General features: G+C 72.8%; 26 protein-coding genes and 1 pseudogene. 9 read left to right on the forward strand and 18 right to left on the reverse strand.

Annotation, left to right across the window (positions count from 1 at the left end; genetic code table 11):
• Nucleotides 1-573: 573 nt before the first annotated feature.
• Nucleotides 574-2,652 carry a phage holin family protein gene (locus ABTX62_RS19845; protein WP_352117377.1) on the reverse strand — a complete coding sequence of 693 codons (2,079 nt, stop codon included), beginning with the start codon at nucleotides 2,650-2,652 and terminating at the stop codon, nucleotides 574-576.
• 108 nt (nucleotides 2,653-2,760) lie between these two features.
• Nucleotides 2,761-3,162 carry a hypothetical protein gene (locus ABTX62_RS19850; protein ID WP_030843767.1) on the reverse strand — a complete coding sequence of 134 codons (402 nt, stop codon included), beginning with the start codon at nucleotides 3,160-3,162 and terminating at the stop codon, nucleotides 2,761-2,763.
• Nucleotides 3,163-3,245: 83 nt separating this feature from the next.
• Here ABTX62_RS19850 and ABTX62_RS19855 point away from each other — a divergent pair, with 83 nt between their 5' ends.
• Both ABTX62_RS19855 and ABTX62_RS19860 read left to right on the forward strand, forming a co-directional pair.
• Complete coding sequence (locus tag ABTX62_RS19855) at nucleotides 3,246-4,019, forward strand: MBL fold metallo-hydrolase (protein ID WP_352117378.1); 774 nt, start codon at nucleotides 3,246-3,248, stop codon at nucleotides 4,017-4,019.
• A complete protein-coding gene (locus ABTX62_RS19860; protein ID WP_502997982.1) occupies nucleotides 4,016-4,666 on the forward strand; it encodes a DedA family protein in 651 nt (216 codons plus the stop codon). The genes ABTX62_RS19855 and ABTX62_RS19860 overlap by 4 nt, the downstream gene beginning before the upstream one ends.
• A 3-nt stretch (nucleotides 4,667-4,669) precedes the next feature.
• On the opposite strand, the gene ABTX62_RS19865 is transcribed toward ABTX62_RS19860, so the two are convergent.
• The 4 genes from ABTX62_RS19865 to ABTX62_RS19880 all read right to left on the reverse strand — a co-directional run bounded on the left by ABTX62_RS19865 (nucleotide 4,670) and on the right by ABTX62_RS19880 (nucleotide 8,807).
• Nucleotides 4,670-5,731, reverse strand: a complete 1,062-nt coding sequence (locus tag ABTX62_RS19865) for an MBL fold metallo-hydrolase (protein ID WP_352117379.1) — start codon at nucleotides 5,729-5,731, stop codon at nucleotides 4,670-4,672.
• Nucleotides 5,728-6,975: an aminotransferase class I/II-fold pyridoxal phosphate-dependent enzyme gene (locus tag ABTX62_RS19870; RefSeq protein WP_352117380.1), complete on the reverse strand. Its 1,248-nt coding sequence runs from the start codon at nucleotides 6,973-6,975 to the stop codon at nucleotides 5,728-5,730. The genes ABTX62_RS19865 and ABTX62_RS19870 overlap by 4 nt, the downstream gene beginning before the upstream one ends.
• 221 nt (nucleotides 6,976-7,196) lie before the next feature.
• Entirely contained in the window at nucleotides 7,197-7,886 is a 690-nt protein-coding gene (locus ABTX62_RS19875; RefSeq protein ID WP_352117381.1) for a hypothetical protein, read from the reverse strand.
• Nucleotides 7,887-8,012: 126 nt separating this feature from the next.
• Nucleotides 8,013-8,807, reverse strand: coding sequence for an RNA polymerase sigma factor SigF (locus tag ABTX62_RS19880; protein WP_352117431.1), 795 nt, complete (start codon nucleotides 8,805-8,807; stop codon nucleotides 8,013-8,015).
• Nucleotides 8,808-9,259: 452 nt separating this feature from the next.
• Between ABTX62_RS19880 and ABTX62_RS19885 the strand changes: the two are divergent.
• A pseudogene (locus tag ABTX62_RS19885) lies at nucleotides 9,260-9,478 on the forward strand (thiamine pyrophosphate-requiring protein); the annotation flags it as partial.
• On the opposite strand, the gene ABTX62_RS19890 reads toward ABTX62_RS19885, so the two are convergent.
• Complete coding sequence (locus tag ABTX62_RS19890) at nucleotides 9,435-9,617, reverse strand: hypothetical protein (protein ID WP_352117382.1); 183 nt, start codon at nucleotides 9,615-9,617, stop codon at nucleotides 9,435-9,437. The pseudogene ABTX62_RS19885 and the gene ABTX62_RS19890 sit on opposite strands and share 44 nt — an antisense overlap.
• Nucleotides 9,618-9,776: 159 nt before the next feature.
• Between ABTX62_RS19890 and ABTX62_RS19895 the strand changes: the two genes are divergently transcribed.
• From ABTX62_RS19895 to ABTX62_RS19905, 3 genes are all read left to right on the forward strand, one after another.
• Nucleotides 9,777-10,178 (forward strand): DUF2795 domain-containing protein, encoded by a 402-nt coding sequence (locus ABTX62_RS19895; protein ID WP_352117383.1) that lies wholly within the window; start codon nucleotides 9,777-9,779, stop codon nucleotides 10,176-10,178.
• 71 nt (nucleotides 10,179-10,249) lie between these two features.
• Complete coding sequence (locus ABTX62_RS19900) at nucleotides 10,250-10,681, forward strand: CBS domain-containing protein (RefSeq protein ID WP_352117384.1); 432 nt, start codon at nucleotides 10,250-10,252, stop codon at nucleotides 10,679-10,681.
• A 101-nt stretch (nucleotides 10,682-10,782) separates the two neighbouring features.
• Nucleotides 10,783-11,325, forward strand: coding sequence for a type 1 glutamine amidotransferase domain-containing protein (locus ABTX62_RS19905; RefSeq protein WP_352117385.1), 543 nt, complete (start codon nucleotides 10,783-10,785; stop codon nucleotides 11,323-11,325).
• Nucleotides 11,326-11,494: 169 nt separating this feature from the next.
• Here ABTX62_RS19905 and ABTX62_RS19910 read toward each other — a convergent pair whose 3' ends face one another.
• Nucleotides 11,495-11,833, reverse strand: a complete 339-nt coding sequence (locus ABTX62_RS19910) for a DUF6158 family protein (protein WP_352117386.1) — start codon at nucleotides 11,831-11,833, stop codon at nucleotides 11,495-11,497.
• A gap of 12 nt (nucleotides 11,834-11,845) precedes the next feature.
• Here ABTX62_RS19910 and ABTX62_RS19915 point away from each other — a divergent pair, with 12 nt between their 5' ends.
• On the forward strand, nucleotides 11,846-12,946 hold the full coding sequence (locus tag ABTX62_RS19915; protein ID WP_352117387.1) for a baeRF2 domain-containing protein: 1,101 nt from the start codon (nucleotides 11,846-11,848) through the stop codon (nucleotides 12,944-12,946).
• Nucleotides 12,947-12,965: 19 nt separating this feature from the next.
• On the opposite strand, the gene ABTX62_RS19920 is transcribed toward ABTX62_RS19915, so the two are convergent.
• Nucleotides 12,966-14,585: an ATP-binding cassette domain-containing protein gene (locus ABTX62_RS19920; protein ID WP_352117388.1), complete on the reverse strand. Its 1,620-nt coding sequence runs from the start codon at nucleotides 14,583-14,585 to the stop codon at nucleotides 12,966-12,968.
• A 240-nt stretch (nucleotides 14,586-14,825) separates the two neighbouring features.
• On the opposite strand from ABTX62_RS19920, the gene ABTX62_RS19925 reads away from it, so the two are divergent.
• Entirely contained in the window at nucleotides 14,826-15,647 is an 822-nt protein-coding gene (locus ABTX62_RS19925) for a class I SAM-dependent methyltransferase (protein ID WP_352117389.1), read from the forward strand.
• A 42-nt stretch (nucleotides 15,648-15,689) separates the two neighbouring features.
• Entirely contained in the window at nucleotides 15,690-15,860 is a 171-nt protein-coding gene (locus ABTX62_RS19930; RefSeq protein WP_248509498.1) for a hydrophobic protein, read from the forward strand.
• A gap of 56 nt (nucleotides 15,861-15,916) precedes the next feature.
• Here ABTX62_RS19930 and ABTX62_RS19935 read toward each other — a convergent pair whose 3' ends face one another.
• From ABTX62_RS19935 to ABTX62_RS19975, 9 genes are read right to left on the reverse strand one after another with little or no spacing between them, the layout of a single operon-like run.
• Nucleotides 15,917-16,180, reverse strand: coding sequence for a gas vesicle protein K (locus tag ABTX62_RS19935; RefSeq protein ID WP_283971201.1), 264 nt, complete (start codon nucleotides 16,178-16,180; stop codon nucleotides 15,917-15,919).
• Between the two features lie 35 nt (nucleotides 16,181-16,215).
• Nucleotides 16,216-16,404 carry a gas vesicle protein gene (locus ABTX62_RS19940; RefSeq protein WP_003994122.1) on the reverse strand — a complete coding sequence of 63 codons (189 nt, stop codon included), beginning with the start codon at nucleotides 16,402-16,404 and terminating at the stop codon, nucleotides 16,216-16,218.
• A 16-nt stretch (nucleotides 16,405-16,420) separates the two neighbouring features.
• Complete coding sequence (locus ABTX62_RS19945; RefSeq protein WP_352117390.1) at nucleotides 16,421-17,176, reverse strand: GvpL/GvpF family gas vesicle protein; 756 nt, start codon at nucleotides 17,174-17,176, stop codon at nucleotides 16,421-16,423.
• The gene (locus ABTX62_RS19950) at nucleotides 17,173-17,511 is read right to left on the reverse strand and encodes a gas vesicle protein (protein ID WP_352117391.1); all 339 of its coding nucleotides are present in this window, start codon (nucleotides 17,509-17,511) and stop codon (nucleotides 17,173-17,175) included. Before ABTX62_RS19950 ends, ABTX62_RS19945 begins: the two co-directional genes overlap by 4 nt.
• On the reverse strand, nucleotides 17,508-18,650 hold the full coding sequence (locus tag ABTX62_RS19955) for an SRPBCC family protein (protein ID WP_352117392.1): 1,143 nt from the start codon (nucleotides 18,648-18,650) through the stop codon (nucleotides 17,508-17,510). Before ABTX62_RS19955 ends, ABTX62_RS19950 begins: the two co-directional genes overlap by 4 nt.
• Nucleotides 18,647-19,315 (reverse strand): DNA primase, encoded by a 669-nt coding sequence (locus tag ABTX62_RS19960; RefSeq protein WP_352117393.1) that lies wholly within the window; start codon nucleotides 19,313-19,315, stop codon nucleotides 18,647-18,649. Before ABTX62_RS19960 ends, ABTX62_RS19955 begins: the two co-directional genes overlap by 4 nt.
• Nucleotides 19,312-19,575 carry a gas vesicle protein GvpG gene (locus ABTX62_RS19965; protein WP_352117394.1) on the reverse strand — a complete coding sequence of 88 codons (264 nt, stop codon included), beginning with the start codon at nucleotides 19,573-19,575 and terminating at the stop codon, nucleotides 19,312-19,314. Before ABTX62_RS19965 ends, ABTX62_RS19960 begins: the two co-directional genes overlap by 4 nt.
• A 4-nt stretch (nucleotides 19,576-19,579) precedes the next feature.
• Nucleotides 19,580-20,353 (reverse strand): GvpL/GvpF family gas vesicle protein, encoded by a 774-nt coding sequence (locus ABTX62_RS19970; RefSeq protein WP_352117395.1) that lies wholly within the window; start codon nucleotides 20,351-20,353, stop codon nucleotides 19,580-19,582.
• Entirely contained in the window at nucleotides 20,350-20,784 is a 435-nt protein-coding gene (locus ABTX62_RS19975; RefSeq protein ID WP_352117396.1) for a gas vesicle structural protein GvpA, read from the reverse strand. The genes ABTX62_RS19970 and ABTX62_RS19975 overlap by 4 nt, the downstream gene beginning before the upstream one ends.
• Nucleotides 20,785-20,790 lie beyond the last annotated feature (6 nt).

Below are 20,790 nucleotides of genomic sequence, written 5' to 3' on the forward strand. Positions count from 1 at the left end.
GCGGACTCGCGTGCGGGCCCGTCACCGGGCCCCGTGTCCCCCATCCGATCACACTACGGCTCAACTCACGCACAGGACCGGTCCTCTCGCGGTGAACGGCAGCCGCGCTCGCTCGCGGGATCGGGTCCGCGTGACGGCGCGCGGGACGTCGCCCCTGCCGCCGCTGACGACCAGGACGGACGGGACAGGCGGGACGGACGGGCCGGCGATCCCGGTGATCGGCGGGCAGCCGGCGTCGTGCGGGGCCGCGTCACCGGACCCGGCGGGTCGGCGGCATGCCCCCGGGCCGGACCCGCTGCGGAGCGCGCACGGGGAGGGCCGGCCGAGAAGGCGCCGCGACCCCCGGGCCCTCGCGGCGCCGCGCGCTCCACGCCGCCTCGTCCGGCGCTACGGCACCGAGGCACCGGCGGTGCACGACCTGGCCGACGGGCGGCCCGGCCGCCAGGTGCGGCTCGGTGCCCTCGGCACGGTGCGGGGGGCGTCTCGCAGGGCGCCGCCGCCACTCCTCGGGCGGGACGTGGCGTCCGGCGCGCGAGCGGTGCGCGGGTACGGCCCGGTGGGCGCGGCCGAGGTTCAGGCGGCGCGCTCCTCCTCGGTGGCCTCCAGCGGCACCTGCGGTCCGTTCGACTCGCGCAGCCAGCGCCGCAGCACCCGGTGCACGTGCTCGGCGCCCACGAGGTCCTCGCCCTCGGCGACCGGTGGGGTCAGGCCGAGCGGCGACAGCAGGAAGGGCTTGCCCTGGGCGCCCCCCAGGCCACCGTGGGAGCCGATCTGCTCCTCGAAGGCCAGGACTTCGCCGTCGGCCGGGTCGTGGATGGAGTTGACCATGATGTCGGCGGTGTGCGGGAACGCGTGCGTACGGCGGACCGCTTCGGCGGCGCCCGGCCCGAACGGGGCGAGCGGGCCGGGGTTGTCGTCGAGGTCTGCCAGCGGGATCTCGGCACCGTACGCGCCGAGGACGACGCCGCCGTGCCTCTCGCTGCGGACCAGCAGGAAACCGATGCCGGGATGGTTGGCGAGGGTCGGCAGCAGCGCGGGGTGGCGGGCGTCGATCTCCTCCTTGCTCATCCGGTGCGTGACGTCCGGGAAGCAGACCAGGCCGAGGTTGCCGGAGGCCAGCACGATCGGCTCCGCGCTGCGCCCGGGGCGATGCTGCTCACCGGCCTCCTCCACGGGGATGCGCAGCGCGGCGCGGACGGCGGCGCGGGCCTCCGCACCGCTGCGGGTGCGCTGCGCCCTCCGCGGTACGGGCAGGCCGCAGCCGGCCCGCACCAGGTCGCCGAGCGGGAGGCCGTAGCGGGAGCGGAAGGTCTCGCCGGGGCTCTGGCCGTGGTCGGACAGCACGACGATCCGGTAAGGGCGTGGGGCGTGCTCGGCGACGTTCTCGATCAGGGCGAGGCAGCGGTCGAGGCGTTCGAGGACCTTCTGCGCGTCGCGGCTCGCCGGGCCGGAGTGGTGGGCCACCTCGTCGTAGGCCACGAGGTCGGCATAGACGGCGGTGCGGCCGACGAGCATGTCGCCCGTCACCGCGGCGACGACGACGTCCCGCTCGACGACGGTCGCGAAGGCCCGGACCAGGGGGTAGAGGCCGCCGCGGGCGACGCGGGGGCGCTGCTTGCGCAGGCGCGCCCGGGTGGACTGGCCGATCTCCCGGCCCACCTCGGCGACGAAGGAGAGCGCGGTGCGCACGGCGTTGGCTGGGTCGGAGAAGTAGGCGAAGTAGCCGTCGCGGGAGCGGTTCTCGCGGCTGCGGCGGCGGGCGGCGATGGACAGCACGAGGGCCTGCTGGTCGGCGCCGCCGCTGAAGAGGTTGCCGCGGCTGGCGCCGTCGACGGTGAGCAGCCCGCCGTGCCCCGCGTACTCGACGGCGCGGCGCTGGAGTTCCACGGCGCTGGTGGGGCGGTTGCAGACGACCACCTCGCGGGTCTCCTTCTCGTACCAGCGGAAGGCGGGGACGTCGTGGTTGCTGCCGTGCAGGATGCCGAGCTGGCTGGCACCGGTCTGGCTGGACCAGTCGGTGCGCCAGGGGGTGAGGCGGTGGGTGGGGCGGCCGCCGGCCCCCAGGTCGAGCCAGCGGGCGACGGTGGGCATCAGGCCCCTGCCGACCGCGTCGAGCAGCGTGTCGTGACCGACGCCGTCCAGCTGGATGAAGACCGTGCCCGGGGTGGCGGGGCAGGGCGGTCCGGACCGGCGGCGGCGACGGTCGGAGAGGCGGTACAGCCTGCGGCGGTAGGCGTCGTCGTCCCGCACGGCCAGTGCGGCGCCGGTCGCGGACGCCACGGCGGACATCACGGCGGCGACGACGACGGCGGTCTCCGGCTCGGCGGCGCCCCGCTCGGCCGGGTTGAGGTTCAGGGCGAGCAGCAGCAGGGCGCCGTTGAGGAAGAACACCAGCAGGCCCAGCACCAGCGCCGGTACCAGGAGCAGGAGCCGGACGAGCAGCGGCCACACCAGGGCCGAGAGCAGACCGAAGACGCCGGCGCCGAAGGCCGCCGTGACGGCGATGTCGGTGGCACTGTCGCCGTTCTCCGAGCGGAGGCGGAATTCCGGGAGGATCCCGGCGAGTACGAGCATGGTGAGGGTGGAGACCGCCCACACGGCGACGCTCCGCCCCACCTGACTGGCGATCCGCCGCCACCGCACGCCCCGCACGCCCCGTCACCTCACGTCCCTCGCCCGCGACCGCCGCGGTCCCTCCCCGACAGTTTCCCCACGCCCGGTCGGGTCTTCCCGCCCCCGGGCCGCACCCGGTGAGAGACGTCAGCGCCCGTCGTAGCCGGCCGTCGGCATCGACAGCCGCCGGTGCACGCACGCCTTCATCGCGGCGTCGTACGCCGGTTCCGCATGCCCCACGGTTTCGACCCGTACACCCCGCCGCGCGCACTCGGCGGTGAACTCCTCGACGGAGGCGAGCGCGCTCTCCAGTACCCGGCGGCTGGGGGCGACGAACAGATCGAGGCCGGGCCGGACGCCGTCCCACAGCGCGCCGTGGTCGGGCCGCAGCCCACGGACGAGCAACTCCCGGCTGACCACGTAGCCCCGCTCGGCGGCCCAGCGGGCGCACATCGCGTGCTGACTGCGGGAGTCGACGAGGAACGGATCGTCGTCCAGCTCCTCCAGCGGCGTCAGACTCGCGATCGCCGTGACCCGCACCGGCACCATGGCGTCCCCCTCACCTCCGGTTTCGCCGCCGACCCTACTCCTGCACGTAGGCTTCGGGGGAGTCGCGCGAAGGAGGCAACGGAGTGCCGGTGGAGATCACCTGGTGGGGTCACGCCACTTGCACCGTCGAGGACTCGAACGTGCGCGTGCTCACGGACCCCCTGTTCGCGCGCCGGCTCGCACACCTGCGCCGCCGGCGCGGGGCCCTGCCGCCTCCGGGCGCCCCGCACGCGGACGTGGCGCTGGTCTCCCATCTGCACGCCGACCATCTGCATCTGCCGTCGCTGAGGCGACTCGCGCCGGGCACGCGCCTGCTCGTGCCCCGGGGCGCACGCCGGGCGGTGCCGGGACTGCGCCGGCTCACACACCTGCGGGTGAGCGAGGTCGCCCCCGGGGACGAGACCCCGGTCGGCGACATCGTCGTACGGGCCGTGCCCGCGCTGCACGACGGGCGGCGGCTGCCGTTCGGGCCGCACCGCTCCCCCGCCCTCGGCTACGTCATAGCCGGTGAGGCCCGCACCTACTTCGCCGGGGACACCGGCCTGTTCGACGAGATGGCCAAGGAGGTCGGGCCGGTCGAGGTGGCGCTGCTGCCGGTGGGCGGCTGGGGACCGTGCCTGGGCGAGGGGCACCTGGACGCGGGCCGGGCGGCACAGGCGCTGGAACGGCTGGCGCCGCGCAGTGCGGTGCCGGTGCATTACGGCACCTACTGGCCGATCGGCATGGACGCCGTACGTCCCCACGAATTCCACGCGCCGGGGGACGAGTTCGTCCGGCTGGCGGCCCGGCACGCTCCGGCCGTGGCGGTGCACCGGCTCGGGCACGGGGAGAGCGTGCGCCTGGAAGGCGCGCGGTGAGCTGGTCCGCGCCCTGGGCGCTCGCGGTGTCGGCCGTGACACCGGTGTCCCTGGTGTCGGAGGCCACGCAGCAGGCGATCGGGTATCCGACGCTCTTCCTGCTGGTGCTGGCCGGAGCGCTGGTGCCGGTGATCCCGACGGGGGCGCTGGTCAGTTCGGCGGCGGTGGTCGCCATGCACCGGACGGCGCCGTTCTCCCTGGCGATGGTGTTCGTGACGGCGTCGCTGGCGGCGTTCCTGGGCGATGCGGCGCTGTACTGGCTGGGGCGGCGCGGACTGAAGTCGAAGAACGGGTCGCGGTGGCTGGAGGCGCTCCGGTCACGGGCCTCGGAGGGCCGGCTGGAGCAGGCGCAGGAGAAGCTCGCCGCGCACGGGGTCGCCGTGCTGGTGCTGTCGCGGCTGGTGCCGGCGGGACGCATCCCGGTGATGCTGGCCTGCCTGCTGGCCCGGTGGCCGATACGGAGGTTCTCCCGGGGGAACCTGCCGGCCTGTCTGGCCTGGGCCGCGACGTATCAGCTCATCGGGATACTCGGCGGGTCGCTGTTCGCCAAGCCGTGGCAGGGCGTGGTGGCGGCGATCGCGCTGACCCTGCTGATCAGCCTGGTGCCGACGGTGGTGCGGTGGGTGCGCGGCTCCCCGCGCTCCTGAGGGTCAGTCCCCGGACAGCACGCGTGAGGCGCCCACGGGCATGTCCCACAGGTTCTCCCGGGGCAGCCCCGCCTTCCCCCAGGCCACTCGCACACGCGTCAACGGTTCCATCACCGGCTCCGCCGACAGCACGAACGTCGCCCAGTGCATGGGGGCCATCCGGCTCGCGCCCAGGTCCTGGGCCGCGCGGACCGCCTCCTCCGGGTCGCAGTGGACGTCCCTGAGCCACCAGCGGGGGTCGTAGGCGCCGATGGGCAGCAGCGCCAGGTCGATGCCGGGGTAGCGGCGGCCGATGCGCGAGAACCAGTGCCCGTAGCCCGTGTCGCCCGCGAAGTAGACGCGTCGGCCGTCCCGGTCGGTGAGGACCCAACCGCCCCACAGGCTGCGGCAGGTGTCGGTGAGGCTGCGCTTGGACCAGTGGTGGGACGGGACGAAGTCGAAGCGGACGCCGTCCAGTTCGGCCGCCTCCCACCAGTCGAGTTCCGTCACGCGGGTGAACCGGCGGCGGTGGAACCAGCGGGCGAGCCCGGCCGGGACGAACACCGGGGTGTCGCGCGGGAGGCGGCGCAGGGTGGGGGCGTCCAGGTGGTCGTAGTGGTTGTGGCTGATGACGACGGCGTCGACGCGCGGCAAGTCCTCCCAGGGGACGCCCACGGGGGTGATCCGGGCCGGGGTGCCGAGGATGCGGCGGGACCACACGGGGTCGGTGAGGACGGTCAGCCCGCCGATGCGCAGCACCCAACTGGCGTGTCCCGCCCAGGTGACGGCGACGGTGCGGGCGTCGACGCGGGGCAGCGGGGCCGGGGCGTACGGCAGCCGGGGGATGTCGGCGAGGCCCTCGGGGCCCGGTCTCACCGCGCCCTCACGGGCGAAGCGGGCCATGGCCTTCAGACCCGGCAGCGGCGCGGTCAGCCGGTCGTGGAAGCTGCGCGGCCACACCCGCCGCTCGGCCGGTGGCCGAGGTTCGGCCAGGGGTGGGCAGGGCGGCGCGAGGGGCGACGGGAGCGCGGGTTCGTCGGACTCCTGGGTGGCCGTGCGGGTGGTCGACTGGGACTGCTGCGTCATCGAGGAGGCTCCCATCGCTGAGCTTCGTCGCGGAGATCGTCGAAGACCGATTTCAGTTGGATCAACGCGCGCTGCACGTGCGGCAGTTCCAGCGGCGCGGGTGAGGTGAGGCATTCCGCGCGTTCGGTGTCTGAACCGGCCACCAGTGCGCCGGTGGAAAGCCGCACGCGCGGGGCTTCGAGGTCGTCGCCGAAGCGGTGCCCGCCCGGGGCAGGCATGCGAAGGCGCGCGGTGAGGAAGTCCTCCAGTTCCTGTGCGTCGCCGACGCCGTGCGCGTTCAGCGCGGGCCGCAGCGGGGCCAGGTCCACGTACAGGTGGCGGCCTGAGCGCGGGGGACGGGCGAGGGCGCCCGCGGCGACGACGACGGAGTGCGCCTCGGCGGCCAGGAGCGCGTGCAGGCGCACGGTGCGCGCCATGCGCGCGGTGACCGGTTCCGGTTCGCCGAGGGCGTGCGCGGCCGCCGCGGCGACGGGCGCGGCGACGCGTGCGTCGAGGGCGGTGAGGACGTCGAGCACGCGCGCGTGCAGGCCGTCGCCCTCCCCGCCGGACGGGAAGCGGGCCACGGCGGCAGGCCAGCCGGGCGGGAGCAGGGCGCCGGCCAGGTCGGTGACGACGGTGACCCGGTCGGGGACCATCTCGGCGGGGCTGAGCAGCACGGTGTCGTGCGGGTCGTGCAGGGTGTCGCGCCAGGTCTCGTCGCTGACCAGGTGCAGGCCCGCCCCCTGGGCGGCCTCGACGGTCTCGTGGAGCAGCTCGGGCGGGGCGACGGTCCCGGTGGGGTCGTCGGCGACCGACAGCACGAGCAGACGCGGGTCGCCGCCCTCGGCGCGGACCCGGCGCACGGTCTCCAGCAGCGCGTACGGGTCGGGAACGCCGCCGCTCTCCGGCGGGGTCGGCACCTGGAAGGCGGGGCGCCCCAGCAGGCGCGCGTACGGCGCCCACCAGGCGGCGCAGGGTCTCGGTACGAGGACGTCGCCGCCGAGCGCCGCGGTCAGTGCGAGCAGCAGCGCGGGCGAGCCCGGGGCGGCGGCCACCCGGTCCGGGCGGCAGTGCAGTCCGCGCCGGTCCCAGTAGCCGCAGGCGGCCTCACGCAAGGCCTGACTGCCGCCGACCGGCTCATGGTCGCCCCGGGACGCCGCCGCGGCGAGCACCGCGGACAGCTCGGGCAGGAGGGGCAGTCCGTCCTCGGGCAGCGGCGGCCCGAACCGGACAGGGCCGTGACCTTCCGGGGCCGTCCGCCGCATCCGTACCTCCGCAGTGCCTGGTACCGCCGTGTCATGTCGCCCTCAGTGCGTGCCCCGTCCGCTGCCCGGTGCCCCGTACGGTGCGGCTCGTGCCCTCGGCCTCCGAGTACCCAGAGTGCCGCCGCCCCAAGGGCGCCCGGCAGAGTCGTGACGGTCACAGCATGAGCGGGCCCGGACCGGGAAGCCGGGTCCCTCCGGAGCGGTGGGACGAGCCGGGCGGGTCAGCGGCGGGGATCGTGCTCCCGATGACGCAGCCGGTGGGCGGCGGCTCCGAGCGCCCCCGCGATCAGCACTCCGCCCGCGACCAGGGCCGGCACGGAGTCGGTGAAGGCGCCGCCGTCCCCGGCCCGCACCCCGCGTTCGATCACCGCCGCGCCGCACTCGGTGGAGTGCGGTGCGCGGTGGTGGGTGGGCTCGGGACAGGGCTTGTGGGTGGGGTGGTGTGTGGGGTGATGCGTGGGCATGTGCGACGGCTCGTGGGGTCCCGAGCGGTGCGCCACGGTGAACGTCGCGCTCCACGGCTCGCCCTCGCCGCCGGGAGGGGCCGGGCAGGTGCCGTCGACGGTCCAGGCGGAGTCCTCGCCCTCGGCGTCCGGATCGCCCTCGAAGTTCTCGGCGGAGGCGATGCGGGCCGTGCCCCGGTAGGCCGGGCCGGACACCGCGTCGTCGTTGCCGGTGACCCGGCGCAGCGGCACCATGCCGTCGTCGAAGGCCTGCGAGGTGGCGTCGATGGTGTCGGGTGGCGGCCCGTCGGTCGGAGCACAGCTGACCGAGACGGTGAGCGTGTCCCCGGGCCGGACGGTGGCGGGGCTGACCTCGGCGGTCGGTTCGGCGAAGACCGCCGGCGCGAAGCCCACCAGGGCCGAACCGGCCAGGGCGGCGACGGACAGGGCGTGCAGGCTGCGGCGCATCGAGGGGACTCCTTCGGTAGTCATACCCCTCTGCCATGACAGCCAGGCCGTTGTGCGGTGGCGCGCGGCGAGGCCCCATTGGCGGGACAGGGCCACTCGACCGGGTGAAAGTGGCGGAGCCCGGCGTCAGGCCAGGTCTCGCAGGACCTGCTCCCGCACCCGGCCGCAGCACCGGCTGATCAGCCGGGACACGTGCATCTGCGAGATCCCCAGCTCCTCGGCGATCCGGCTCTGCGTCATGTCGTCGAAGAACCGCATGTACAGGATCGTCCGCTCCCGCTCCGGCAGCGCCGCCAGCCGGGCCTTGACGGACTCGCGGTCGACGACGGTGTCCAGGGCGGGATCGGCGGACCCGAGCGCGTCGCCCAGGGAGTATCCGTCCTCGCTGCCGGACAGCTCCGCGTCCAGGGACAGTGCCGTGAAGCTCTCCAGCGCTTCCTGACCGGCCCGGACGTCCTCCTCGCTCAGGTTCGTGTGCTCGGCGATCTCGGCCACGGTGGGGCGGCGGCCCGAGATGGTCTGGGACAGGTCCTGGCCGGCGACACGCACGCGGTTGCGCAGGTCCTGGACGCGGCGGGGTACGTGCAGGGTCCACATGTGGTCCCGGAAGTGCCGCTTGATCTCGCCCGTGATCGTCGGCACGGCGTAGCTCTCGAAGGCGTGGCCGCGCTCGGGGTCGAACCGGTCGACGGCCTTGACCAGGCCGAGGGCCGCGACCTGGCGCAGGTCCTCGGAGCTCTCGCCGCGGCTGCGGAAGCGTCCGGCGAGGCGGTCCGCCATGGGCAGCCAGGCTTCGACGATCTCGTCGCGGAGGGCGTCGCGCTGCGGGCCGTCGGGCATCGAGGCGAGCCTGCGGAAGGCCTCGGCGGTGTCGGGGGCGTCGTGGTGGGGGTGCTGCTTCGCGCTGCTTCGGGTCGGCATGATGCGTCGCATTCGCTGGAAAGTGCTCTGGTCGGACGGTCACCGCGGAAACGCGTCCGCTGTCGGACGGGGCCTCGGCCCGGCGCGCGGCGCCGCTTCCACGGGCGTGCCTCCTGTCCGAAGCACTGGGGTGCGCCTGCCCCCGGCCACCCCACGCAAACCCGAGGCGTTCTCCGCCGTCGCGCAGCGTGACGCGTACCGCCGGCCCCGTCCCCCTGCGTGCGGCAGGCCGTTCATGAGCACCCGAGCTCGCCGGCCATGTCCCGCGGAGGCCGCGTGAGTGGAGCGGGGAGCAGGTCTTCGGCCATCCCGGTGGCGGCATCGACGGGACGGCCGACTCGCCGCGTGGGGCAGGGTCGAGAACGAGCCGCGTTTCGCGCATTTCGCGGCACGAGGAGCCCGAGACGGCCGCCGAACTCGGCATGGCCGACCGCCCTGGAACGCGGCCATGGGTGGAGGCGGCCCGGCGGACCGCGCTGGAGAAGGACGGCCCCGCGGTGTGGAAGTCCCCGGCCGTTCCGGCTGTCCCATCGATCCCACCGCAGGCCACCTGGGATCAGATGGAGGCGACCGCCGCGTCGATCCTCAAGGGCGACGCGGACCCGGGATCGATGGTCGAGCGGGGCTTCAGGGCGAAGGTGCGGGAGTTCCCGCCGGGGCGGGAGAAGCGGTGGCCGCGGCCCCGGGAGGCACGCCGGCCGGTTCACGCCGGCCGGCGTCCTCCTGCGGCAGCAGCATCTCCTCGTAACGCCCCAGCACCAGCACCACTCCGAGCATGAGCAGCGGGATGAGCACAGCGAGCATCGCCATGACGGGTCCTTCCCCAGAGAGGTGTGGGGGGTGCGGTCCGGGTCTCCCGCGGGGCGTGGCGCAAACCAGCGGGGACGGCGGCGATCGGGGCGGCGGACCCTGTGTCGGCTCCCGGTGTTCGGGTACGCGGTGCGGGCCCCCGAACGTCTGGAGGGAGACATGCAGCGAGGCAGCGACCGGCTGAGCGTCCACCGGGACGACGAGATGAAACACGAACTCCAGGGTCTGCTCAGGTCCGGGCATCCCACGCGCAGCGAGGAGTGGCACGACCCGGAACCGGCCGCCGAGGACGACCCCGAGGTCGCCCACGGGCCGGTGACGCCGAGCCGCGCGCCGACGTCTCTCGAGTCGGTGCGCCTGGAGCTGGCCCGGATCCTGGGCCGTAGGGCGTTCCCCGCGAGCCCGCGCGAGCTGGCCCGCGCGTTGCGCGGCCACCAGGCGCCCGACGCCCTGGTGGAGGCCTTGGAGGGGCTGCCGCGCCAGGAGCGCTACGGCAATGTCCAGGAACTGGCGCAGGCCCTGATCCGGGCCCGTGAGACCGGGCCGCGGGAGTACGCGTAGGGACCGCGCCGGGGCATCGCGATGTACCGCGGTGCCCCCACGGGCCGGTGAACGGAGGGGAGGCCCGAGTGATGGCCGAGAAGGTCAAGGACGTGATGACAGCGGGTGTGGTCGCCGTGCGCCCGGACGCCTCGCTCGTCGAGGCGGCGCAGTTGATGCGCACGCAGAACATCGGCGACGTGGTGGTGGCCGAGGGGCAGTACGTGATCGGCGTGCTCACCGACCGTGACATCACGGTGCGGGCCATCGCCGAGGGCACCGATCCGATGGCGGTCAGCGCGCAGGCCGTGTGCACGAGGAATCCGGTGACGGTGACGCCCGAGGACCGGTTGGCGACCGCCGTGGCACTGATGCGCGAGCACGCGGTGCGCCGGCTGCCGGTGGTGGAGAACGGGCTGCCGGTCGGGGTGGTGAGCCTGGGCGACGTGGCCGAGGTGGAGGATCCCGCGTCGGCGCTCGCCGACATCAGCCGGGCCGAGCCGGACACCCGGGGCGATGCCTGAGCACACGCGGGAAGAACGAGAAGCAGAAGGACGAGAACGACGCGTGGAGTGCCGCGGCGCGCTGGAGCACCGCATCACTCCCGGAAAGGACACCGAACATCATGCGTATCGCGTTTCTGGTCGCCCCTGAAGGCGTCGAGCAGGTCGAGCTGACCGATCCGTGGCAGGCCGCGAAGGACGCGGGGCACGAGCCCGTGCTGGTGTCGACGCAGCAGGGCGAGATCCAGGCCTTCAACCACCTCGACAAGGCGGACAGGTTCCCCGTGGACGAGGTCGTCGGCGACACCTCGCCGGACTCCTTCGGTGCGCTCGTACTGCCGGGCGGCGTCGCCAACCCGGACTTCCTGCGGATGGACGACAAGGCCGTCGCGTTCGTCCGGGACTTCTTCGAGCAGGGCCGCCCCGTGGCCGCGATCTGCCACGCGCCGTGGACGCTGGTCGAGGCGGACGTCGTACGGGGCCGGGAGCTCACGTCGTGGCCGAGCCTGCAGACGGACATCCGCAACGCGGGCGGCACCTGGGTCGACAAGCAGGTCACGGTCTGTGACCACGGGGCGAACAAGCTGGTCACCAGCCGCAAGCCGGACGATCTGAAGGCGTTCTGCGAGACGTTCCTCGACGTCTTCGCGCAGCAGGCCGCCTGATCAGGCGGCCTGCTGCAATCGCCGGCGCCCGGGAGCAGCGGCAGCCCGGCCCGCCGAGCAGGGCGTCGTGAGCCCGCCGAGCAAGGTGCCGTGCGGCTCAGCTGACCTTGGTCGGCGCCGGTGAGATCGTCTCGTGCCGGTCCCGCTCCGGCCGGGTCCTTCGAGGGGCTCAGGTGCCGGGGGTGGTGGGGGTCGCGGACTCCCCGCTCCCCCGCTCCCGGGCCCCTTCCCGTGTGCGGCCCGCGGCCACCGGGCGGCGCGGGTTGCGGCGCAGGTACTCGCCCTCCAGTTGCGCCATGCGCTCGTTGTGGGCGCGCAGCGCGTCGTTCGAGCCGTACAGCAGTGTGTCGTGGCGCGTGCGGTGGATGGTCTCCAGCTCTTTCATGAGCTGCTGGTCGTCCAGCCGGTCAGGGTCCACTCCGGTCATCGTGTCGCCCCGCTCGTCGTGTTCGTCTGTGCGGTCCGGGTACCCGCCCCCGGAGCAAGTGAGCACGTCCCCGAGCGGCATCCGGGAGGAACTATGGATCTCGCCTTTCTGCACCCACTGTACGAACACCCCGGGCCTTGGGCCTCCGTGTACGTCGACACCTCGCGTCACACGGAGGGCACCCCCCACGAGCGGGAGCTGACGGCCCAGGCGATGGCCCGGGAGCTGGCCGCGCAGGGGGCGGACGAGGCGACCTGCGGTGCGGTGCGGAGCGCGATCGAGGATCTGCGGCACTCGTCCGAACCGCACGGCAGGGCCCTGTTCGCCCGTGCCGGTGAGGTCGTTCTCGACCCGCCGCTGGTGCGTCCCCCGCAGGGCGGCGACTGGGCCGAATGGGCGCCGCTGCCCCGGGTCGCGCCCCTGCTGGAGCTGGCCGGCGAGGACCCGGTGTGCGTGGTGGCGTATGTCGACCGCAAGGGCGCGGACTTCGAGCTGCGCAGTGCGCTGGGCCGGGAGGACGCCGGGAGTGTCACCGGGCGGCAGTGGCCGGTGCACCGGACGAGCACCGCGGACTGGTCCGAGCGGCATTTCCAGCTGCGGGTGGAGAACACCTGGGAGCACAACGCGGCGGAGATCGCCGACGCGCTGGCCGTGTGCCAGGAGGAGACCAAGGCCGACCTGCTGATCCTGGTCGGAGACGACCGGGAGCGGCGGTCCGTGCACGAGCGGCTGCCCAAGCGGCTGCACGACCTGGTGGTCGAGGCGCCGCACGGCACCGGCAGCCGGCTCCTGGACGAGGATGTGGAGCGGGCCCGGGCCGAGCACGTGGGGCGGCAGGCGGAGGCGGAGCTGGAACGCTTCCGCGCCGCCCGCACCCCGGACGACGAGGGCCGGACCGGGGCCGTCGAGGGCGTGCCCGCGTTGGTCGAGGCGGCCCGGGAGCACCGTATCGACGAGCTGCTGATCAGGGTGGACGGCCCGGACGCGCACCGCGAGGTGTGGATCGGGGAGGATCCCGATCAGCTCGCGGTGCGCCGGACGGACCTGAAGATCCTCGGCGAGCAGCACGCATGGCCCGCCCGGGCCGACGACGCGCTGATCCGTTCCGCGGTGGCCACGGACGCGCCCGCGCTGTCGGTGTCGGAGCGGGAGGTCCCCCTGGGCGGCCTTGGGGCGCTGCTGCGCTGGAAGTGAACCGGAGCGGGCCCGGGTCCTAACGGGCCCGCTCCACCCTGCGTTCGTCCCACACCGGGTCCGGGGTCTCCCGGACCCGGCCGTCGCTGCCGAAGACCAGGAAGCGGTCGAAGGAGCGGGCGAACCAGCGGTCGTGGGTGACCGCGAGGACCGTCCCGTCGAAGGCCTCCAGGCCCTCCTGGAGCGCCTCGGCGGACTCCAGGTCCAGGTTGTCGGTCGGCTCGTCCAGCAGCAGCGCCGTCACGCCCTGGAGTTCCAGCAGGAGGATCTGGAACCGGGCCTGCTGGCCGCCGGAGAGTCGCTCGAACGTCTGCTCCGCCTGGTGGGTGAGTTCGTAGCGGCGCAGCCGGGACATGGCGGCTCCGCGGTCCTGTGCATGCTCCTTCCACAGGATGTCGAGGAGCGTGCGGCCCTCCAGCTCCGGATGCGCGTGCGTCTGCGCGAAGTGCCCGGGCACGACCCGCGCGCCCAGCTTCCACTCCCCCGTGTGCGCCACGTCGTCGCCGGCGAGCAGCCGCAGGAAGTGCGACTTGCCGGAGCCGTTGGAGCCGAGGACGGCGACGCGCTCGCCGTAGAAGACCTCCAGGTCGAAGGGCTTCATCAGGCCGGTGAGTTCCAGGTTCGCGCAGGTGACCGCCCGGACGCCGGTGCGGCCGCCCTTGATCCGCATCCTGATGTCCTGCTCGCGCGGCGGTTCCGGGGGCGGTCCGGCCTCCTCGAACTTGCGCAGGCGCGTTTGCGCGGCCGCGTAGCGGGAGGCCATCTCATGGCTGACCGCCGCGGCCTGACGCAGGTTCAGCACGAGCTTCTTCAGCTGGGCGTGCTTCTCGTCCCACCGCCTGCGCAGCTCCTCGAAGCGGGCGAAGCGCTCGCGCCGGGCGTCGTGGAAGGTGGCGAAACCGCCGCCGTGCACCCAGGCGTCGGCACCGGCGGGGCCGGGCTCCAGGGAGATGATGCGCTGGGCGGCGCGGGCGAGGAGTTCGCGGTCGTGGGAGACGAAGAGAACCGTCTTGCGGGTTTCCTTCAGCCGTTCCTCCAGCCACCGCTTGCCGGGGACGTCGAGGTAGTTGTCGGGCTCGTCGAGGAGGAGTACCTCGTCGGTGCCGCGCAGCAGCGCCTCGAGGACGAGCCGCTTCTGCTCGCCGCCGGACAGGGTGCGGACCTCCCGGAACTGCGCCTTGTCGTAGGGCACCCCCAGCGCGGCCGTCGTGCACATGTCCCACAGCGTCTCCGCCTCGTAGCCGCGGGCCTCGGCCCAGTCGGCGAGGGCCTGCGCGTACTTCAGCTGGGCGGCCTCGTCGTCGACGGTCATGATGGCGTGCTCGGCGGCGTCCACGGCGCGGGCCGCCTCGCGGATGCGGGGCGTCGCCACGGACACCAGCAGGTCCCGCACGGTCGTCTCGTCGCGTACGGATCCGACGAACTGCCGCATGACCCCGAGCCCGCCGCCGACGACCACGGACCCGCCGTGCGGTTTGAGCTCACCGGCGAGCATCCGCAGCAGGGTGGTCTTCCCGGCGCCGTTGGGCCCCACGAGGGCTACGACGGCCCCATCGCCCACCCGGAACGAGACATCACCGAGCAGCGCCCTTCCGTCAGGCAGGTAGTACTCCAGATGCGCGGCTTCGAGGTGACCCATGGGGCCGATTCTGTGGGGGCGCGGGTGCCCGGGGCAAACCGGTTTCGGGCCGATGGCCACCCCGCCTCGAACCCGTCCTCCCCCCTCGGCGAAGAGATCCTCGTGCATGAGGTGGTCCTGGCGCAGGTCGCACATCCCTGACGTACTGTCAGTCCACATCTCAGGATGGCGGTCTCACTATGCGGCATTCCCGCGTACGGTGATCTCACGCCGACCCGACCGGAAGGGGTGGGATCCGCCATGCCGGAACCCAGGGAAACCGCCGTCTACACGCACGGGCACCACGAGTCCGTGCTGCGCTCGCACACCTGGCGGACGGCCGCCAACTCGGCCGCGTACCTGCTGCCCTCGCTCACGCCCGACATGAAGATCCTGGACGTCGGCTGCGGACCGGGCACGATCACCGCCGATCTGGCCGAGCTCGTGCCCGACGGACAGGTCACCGGGGTCGACCGGGCGCCGGAGATCCTGGAGCAGGCGCGTGCCACGGCGGTCGGGCGGGGGCTGGCCAACATCGACTTCACGGTCGCCGACGTGCACGCCCTGGACTACCCGGACGACACGTTCTGCGTGGTCCACGCCCACCAGGTGCTCCAGCACGTGGGCGATCCGGTGCGAGCGCTGCGCGAGATGCGGCGGGTCGTCAGGCCGGGCGGCCTGGTCGCCGTGCGGGACGCGGACTACGCGGCGATGACCTGGTATCCGGCGTCCGAGGGGCTCGACATCTGGCTGGACCTCTACCGTCGGGTCGCCCGCGCCAACGGCGGCGAACCGGACGCCGGGCGCCGGCTGAAGGCCTGGGCCCTGCGGGCCGGGCTCAGGGACATCACGGCGAGCTCCGGCACCTGGACCTTCGCGACGCCGCAGGAGCGGGCGTGGTGGAGCGGGCTGTGGGCCGACCGCACCCTGGCGTCGGCGTACGCGGACCGGGCCGTCGAGGGCGGACACACCGACGAGGCGGGGCTGAGGGCCGCGGCCGAGGCCTGGCGGGAGTGGGGCGCCCGAGAGGACGGCTGGTTCAGCGTCCTGCACGGAGAAATTATCTGCCGCAAGGAAGCCTGAATCGGGATTTTCGGGACACTCTGAAAGCAGGAGGTTCTCATTATGGTTCCCATCCTGCTGGTGCTGCTTCTGGTTTTGATTCTTTTCGGCGCCGGATTCGCAGTGGAAATTCTCTGGTGGATCGCACTCGCGGTTCTGGTCCTGTGGCTGCTGGGATTCTTCGTCCGCGGCACGTCGGCATCCGGCGGCAGGGGCCGTTGGTACAGGTGGTGAACGCGCACGCGCTTCCCCGGCCCTGACTCGCTCAGGGCCGGGGAAGCGCGTGCGCGTCATTCCCGCGGAAGCAGCGGTCCGAGCGGCCCGAGGTCCAGGTTGAGGTCCTCGGGCCGCAGTCCGTAGCGGTCGCGCAGCTCGGTCATCCGCTCGTCGAGCAGCATGAGCGTGAGCCCGATCCGCTCCTCCTGCTCCTCGCTCAGATCCCCCACGTCGAACCGCCGCACCGCCTGGCGCTCCATGAGCTGACGCAGCAGCTCCACCACCGTCAGCACGAGTTTGACCAGGTCGCGCTCGACGGTGTCGGGCTCCAGATCCATCCGGTTGGAGCGCGGCCGGGGGTGGTCGGGCGGGGTCACAGCAACTCCTCGAACGGTGAGGGCACCTGGGCGTTCACCGAGCTGATGAGCGCGTTGAGGTCGATACGGACGAGGTCGACGTCGGCGATGCGCAGTGTGATGTCCCCCGTGATCACGACTCCGCCGGCCAGCAGCCGGTCGAGCAGGTCCACGAGGGCGACCTCACGGCGTTCCACTACGGTCACGTCTTCGCTCCGTCGTTCATGTGGTCTCCCCGGCGAACGAGTAGGCAGCCCAGGGGCCGGTGAGTTCGATGCGCATTCCGGGCACCTCGCCCTTCGTGCGGTCCACCAGTTCCACGAACTCCTCGGAATGCGAACGCGGAACGAGATAGGCGGCGTTCAGCACGTTCCGCCCGGTCGCCTTGGACAGCGCGGGGTTCTGCGGGGGGTGCAGCCGGGAATCCTCCGCGAACGCGGAGAGTTCTTCGTGCAGCCGCGTCGCGAAGGCCTCCGCCTTCTGCCACATCTCCTCGTGGGACCGGGTCTGCATACGCCGCTGGCGCAGATAGTCCCGGCCCGAGGTGGCCTTCTGCGGAGGCCGGGCGCTCTCCTGCGCTTCGGACTCCGCGTACACCTTCACGCCCCACTCGACCCGGCCCTCCAGCCGGTCGAGGGTGCGCAGGAAGTCCTCCTCACGCGCCTCCATCATCATGCGGACGCCGCTGTCGTCGTGGAAGACGGTGCCGAGTCGCAGCGGCAGCGGGGTCGTGACCGTGGTGAGCGCGTCGATGACGCCCTGGTGGGCACGGGCGGTCTCGGTGAGCCAGTCCAGGTCCTCCAGATGGCGCCGGAGCGGCTCCTCGGCGAAATCCCGCTCCGGCACGTGACTCACCACGGCCACCAGGCCGCGGTGAGTCAGCGCCCTGGGCGGGTCGCCGGCCACGCCCGTCAACTGGGCCTGGAGCGGTGTGCCGAAGGGGCGGCAGACGGCGTAGACGTACCGCAGTCCGGTCACGGTGCCTCCCTCTTCTCCGCGCGGCCGAGCTCCAGTTCCTCCAGCCGGGCCAGCCTCTCGCGCAGCTCGGCGTTCTCGCGGGTCAGTTCGTCGCGGCGGGCCCGTGAGCTCAGGGCCGGGTCGGTCTCCCACCAGTCGATGCCCATCTCCTTCGCCTTGTCGACCGAGGCGACGATCAACCGCAGTTTGATCGTGAGGAGTTCGATGTCGAGCAGGTTGATCCGGATGTCGCCCGCGATGACGATGCCCTTGTCCAGCACCCTCTCAAGAATGTCGGCGAGGTTGGCACCGCCTCCCTGGCCGTAGGGCTCGGGCATCCTGCTGGGCGTCGTCATCGCCGGGTCCCTGCCTCGACTTCCTCGTCCTCGTCCTCGTACTCCTCGTCCTCGTACTCGCCCGCGGGCTCTTCCTCCTCCTCGGGCTGCTCCTCGCCTTCGGGCTGCTCCTCGCCTTCGGCTTCCTCGTCGTACTCGGCCTCGGAGGCGTCCTCTTGCTCGCCCTCGGGCTCCGCTTCGTCCTCTTCTTCCGGCTCGTCCTCGTCGTACTCGTCCTCGGCCTCTTCGCCCTCGGGGCGCTCGTCCTCGGACTCCTCCTCGGACTCCTCCTCGGCGAGCGCGTCCTCGTGGCTGCGGACGACCTCGCCGTCTCTGATCTCACCGCGCCAGCCGTCCTCCGTCTCGCCCTTGATCGTGATGAAACGGACGAAGTTCTTGAGGTCGAGCCGGGCACGGCGGCCCTGGGCGCGCCAGATGTTGCCGGTCTTCTCGAAGAGGCCGGAGGGGTAGTACTCGATGACGAGCAGGACGCGGGTGAGGTTGTCGGTGAGCCGGTGGAAGGAGACGACGCCCTTCGTGGTGCCCTTGGCGCCCTCGGAGGTCCACGCGATCCGGTCGTCGGGGACCTGCTCGGTCGTCTTCGCCTTCCAGCTGCGGTTGGACCACCAGATCTTCGCCTGCCAGTCGGAGTGGGTGTCGTCGTCGCGGCTCGCGCTCTTGACGCCCTTCGCGAAGGTGCTGAAGTCCTGGTACTTGGTCCACTGGTCGTACGCGGTGCGCAGCGGCACTCCGACGTCGATGTGCTCGATGATGACGGTGGGCTTGTTGCCGGAACGGCCCTTGCCCTTCCCCTTGCCGCCCAGGCCCTTGAAGGCGCCTGTGACCTTGTCCTTGAGGCGAGAGCCGCCGACTTCCACCGCGGAGCGCAGGGGGCCCTTGCCCTCCGCGATCTTGCGGCCTCCGTCGAGGGCAAGCTTGGAGAAACCGGGGCTGTTGCCCTCGGCGATGTCGTTCAGTTTGCCGGTGGTCTCGCCGAGCTTGCGGCCGACGCCGGTCAGCATGCGTGTGGCCTGGGCGGCGAGGTACTCCTGCAGTTCGGCCTTCAGCCGGTCCGCGGCCTCGCTGTGGGCCAGGTCGGTGAGCGGGTTCTTCGCCGCTCCGTCGGCGGCGGACTTCGCCGAGCCGAGAGTGTCGCTCATCCCTCACCGCCTCCCTTCGGCAGTCGGGAGCGTGCGCTGCCGCCTCTGCTCCCGGAGGTCGCCTTCTTGGCGGCCGTGCTCTTCGCCGCCGTCTTGCGGCCGGCCGCGGTCTTCTTCGCGGGGGCCTTCTTGGCGGTCTTCTTGGCGGGAGCCTTCTTGGCCGGCGCCTTCTTGGCGGCCCTCTTGGCCTTCGGCTCCTCCTCTTCCTCGTGCTCCTCCTCTTCCTCAAGGCCGGAGTCCTCGGGCTCGTCCGCCTCGGGCTCCTCGTCCTCGCGGGCTTCGGAGTCCTCGGGCTCCTCGTCCTCGTACTCGGCGTCCTCGGCGTCGTCGTCCCTGCCGCCGGGCGCCACGCCCGACAGTTGGTCGCGCACCTGTGCGGTACGGCCGTGCAGCCGGTCGGCGAGGGCGTCGAGCTGCCGCTCGACCATGGCGCCGGAGGCGGCCTTGCCGACACCGCGCAGGTCCTGGCGCAGCTGGTCGCCGATCTCCTTGAACTGCGGGTTGTCCCGCAGTTGCTGCTGGAGCAGATCCGCGACCATGCGCGGGCTCAGGTTCAGCTTCTTCCCGGCGACCAGCCCACCGACGGCCATCGCCATCTTCAGTTTCTTGGTCCGTCCCAGGAGGTATCCGGCCCCTATGGCGAGACCCAGTCCCGTTCGGTTCATGATGTTGTCCCGTTGCCTGTTCCCGCGCTGCCGCGCGAAGCGATCTCCAACCGGTCGAGGAGATCGTCCTCGAGACGGTCGAACTCCTCCTCCGTGATCTCTCCGGCCTCCATCTGCTCCTCAAGGCGGGCCAGTTCGGCCCGGATCGTGGCGGGGTCGTAGTAGATCCGCTCGGCCTCCTGGACTACCTGCTTGATGGCCCAGGCGCTGCCGCGTACCGGTGCGAACGGCAGCAGCAGCACCTCAGAGATCAGGCCCACGTCGTCACCCCGCTCCGGTGTCCGTTCCGCTCGCCACGGTGCCCGCGGGCTCGGCCGGGCCGGGCTCGACGAAGCTGTACGGCGGCAGCGGGCCGTTGACCCGCACCTCCAGGTGCGGCATGTCCTTGCGGACCTGCTCGACCGCCTCCAGGAAGGACTCGGCCGAATCCCTCTCCACCAGGAACGACACATTGGCCAGCCAGCCGGTGGACTCCGGGCCCACGCTCATGTCGTCGGCGGCCCCTTCCAGGGCGCGCCGCACCGCGGCGCCGTCATCGGCCTCCTTGGCCTTGACCGCGGCGGCGACCATCTCGCCGAGCCGGATCTTGTCGTCGTAACTGCCGCCCCCCGCCTGCCGGTTGGCCTCCGCGAGCCCGCGGATGTCGGGGCTCTCGGCCATCACCTGGTGCAGGACGGCCTCTTCGACGTGGTTGGCCTTGACGTTGTACTCGACCCGGTTGTCCAGCGCCCGCAGCCGCTCCCTGTAGTGCTCGGCGCGCTCGGCGAGCACCGCGGTGATGGAGTTGTCGTCCGGGGCGACACTGCCGAACCGCATGGGCAGCACGCACCCGGCCGCACCGGCCTCGCTGAGCACGTTCTGGTGGGCGAGCAGTTCCTTCCGCTTGGGCCGCAGCCCGTCGGGCGCCTCGCTGACGATCGCCGCGAGGTCACCTTCGCGCAGGATGCGCACCGGGCGCGGCGGGTCGCCGACGCCACTCATGCCCTCGGGAAGCCCGGGGTGCGAACCGGCGGCGATGCCGTAGACGTACGTGCTCACTCCTGCTCCTCCTTACGGCGGGACGACGTGCTCTTACGGGCTCGCGGACGCGACTCGGTCTCCCGCTCGGAGTCTTCGCCCCGCCCCTGCTTGAAGGCGTCGGAGATGGTCTCGGCGGCACCGGACAGCGCCCCCTTCGACTTGCCGCGGGCGCCGGACTCGGTCATCTCGCCGACCAGATCGGGCAGGCCCGGGTCCTTGCGCGGCCCGGCCTCCAGGTCGAGCCGGTTGCACGCCTCGGCGAAGCGGAGATAGGTGTCGACGCTGGCGACGACGACGCGGACGTCGATCTTGAGGATCTCGATGCCGACCAGGGAGACACGCACGAATGCGTCGATGACGAGCCCCCTGTCCAGGACGAGCTCAAGCACGTCATAGAGACCGCTGCTGCCGCCTCCGCCGCCGGACTGCTGTGCCGGTACGACTGTCATGCGGGG

This window comes from Streptomyces sp. NPDC096046, from assembly GCF_040303285.1.
GTDB lineage: Bacteria > Actinomycetota > Actinomycetes > Streptomycetales > Streptomycetaceae > Streptomyces.

Bases quoted from the DNA above. Each gene is read 5' to 3' on its own strand.
- ABTX62_RS19850 (WP_030843767.1), bottom strand. From the start codon at position 3,162: ATGGTGCCGGTGCGGGTCACGGCGATCGCGAGTCTGACGCCGCTGGAG.
- ABTX62_RS19865 (WP_352117379.1), bottom strand. From the start codon at position 5,731: ATGACGCAGCAGTCCCAGTCGACCACCCGCACGGCCACCCAGGAGTCC.
- ABTX62_RS19870 (WP_352117380.1), bottom strand. From the start codon at position 6,975: ATGCGGCGGACGGCCCCGGAAGGTCACGGCCCTGTCCGGTTCGGGCCG.
- ABTX62_RS19875 (WP_352117381.1), bottom strand. From the start codon at position 7,886: ATGCGCCGCAGCCTGCACGCCCTGTCCGTCGCCGCCCTGGCCGGTTCG.
- ABTX62_RS19880 (WP_352117431.1), bottom strand. From the start codon at position 8,807: ATGCCGACCCGAAGCAGCGCGAAGCAGCACCCCCACCACGACGCCCCC.
- ABTX62_RS19890 (WP_352117382.1), bottom strand. From the start codon at position 9,617: ATGGCGATGCTCGCTGTGCTCATCCCGCTGCTCATGCTCGGAGTGGTG.
- ABTX62_RS19895 (WP_352117383.1), top strand. From the start codon at position 9,777: ATGCAGCGAGGCAGCGACCGGCTGAGCGTCCACCGGGACGACGAGATG.
- ABTX62_RS19900 (WP_352117384.1), top strand. From the start codon at position 10,250: ATGGCCGAGAAGGTCAAGGACGTGATGACAGCGGGTGTGGTCGCCGTG.
- ABTX62_RS19905 (WP_352117385.1), top strand. From the start codon at position 10,783: ATGCGTATCGCGTTTCTGGTCGCCCCTGAAGGCGTCGAGCAGGTCGAG.
- ABTX62_RS19910 (WP_352117386.1), bottom strand. From the start codon at position 11,833: ATGCCGCTCGGGGACGTGCTCACTTGCTCCGGGGGCGGGTACCCGGAC.
- ABTX62_RS19915 (WP_352117387.1), top strand. From the start codon at position 11,846: ATGGATCTCGCCTTTCTGCACCCACTGTACGAACACCCCGGGCCTTGG.
- ABTX62_RS19920 (WP_352117388.1), bottom strand. From the start codon at position 14,585: ATGGGTCACCTCGAAGCCGCGCATCTGGAGTACTACCTGCCTGACGGA.
- ABTX62_RS19925 (WP_352117389.1), top strand. From the start codon at position 14,826: ATGCCGGAACCCAGGGAAACCGCCGTCTACACGCACGGGCACCACGAG.
- ABTX62_RS19930 (WP_248509498.1), top strand. From the start codon at position 15,690: ATGGTTCCCATCCTGCTGGTGCTGCTTCTGGTTTTGATTCTTTTCGGC.
- ABTX62_RS19935 (WP_283971201.1), bottom strand. From the start codon at position 16,180: ATGGATCTGGAGCCCGACACCGTCGAGCGCGACCTGGTCAAACTCGTG.
- ABTX62_RS19950 (WP_352117391.1), bottom strand. From the start codon at position 17,511: ATGACGACGCCCAGCAGGATGCCCGAGCCCTACGGCCAGGGAGGCGGT.
- ABTX62_RS19955 (WP_352117392.1), bottom strand. From the start codon at position 18,650: ATGAGCGACACTCTCGGCTCGGCGAAGTCCGCCGCCGACGGAGCGGCG.
- ABTX62_RS19960 (WP_352117393.1), bottom strand. From the start codon at position 19,315: ATGAACCGAACGGGACTGGGTCTCGCCATAGGGGCCGGATACCTCCTG.
- ABTX62_RS19975 (WP_352117396.1), bottom strand. From the start codon at position 20,784: ATGACAGTCGTACCGGCACAGCAGTCCGGCGGCGGAGGCGGCAGCAGC.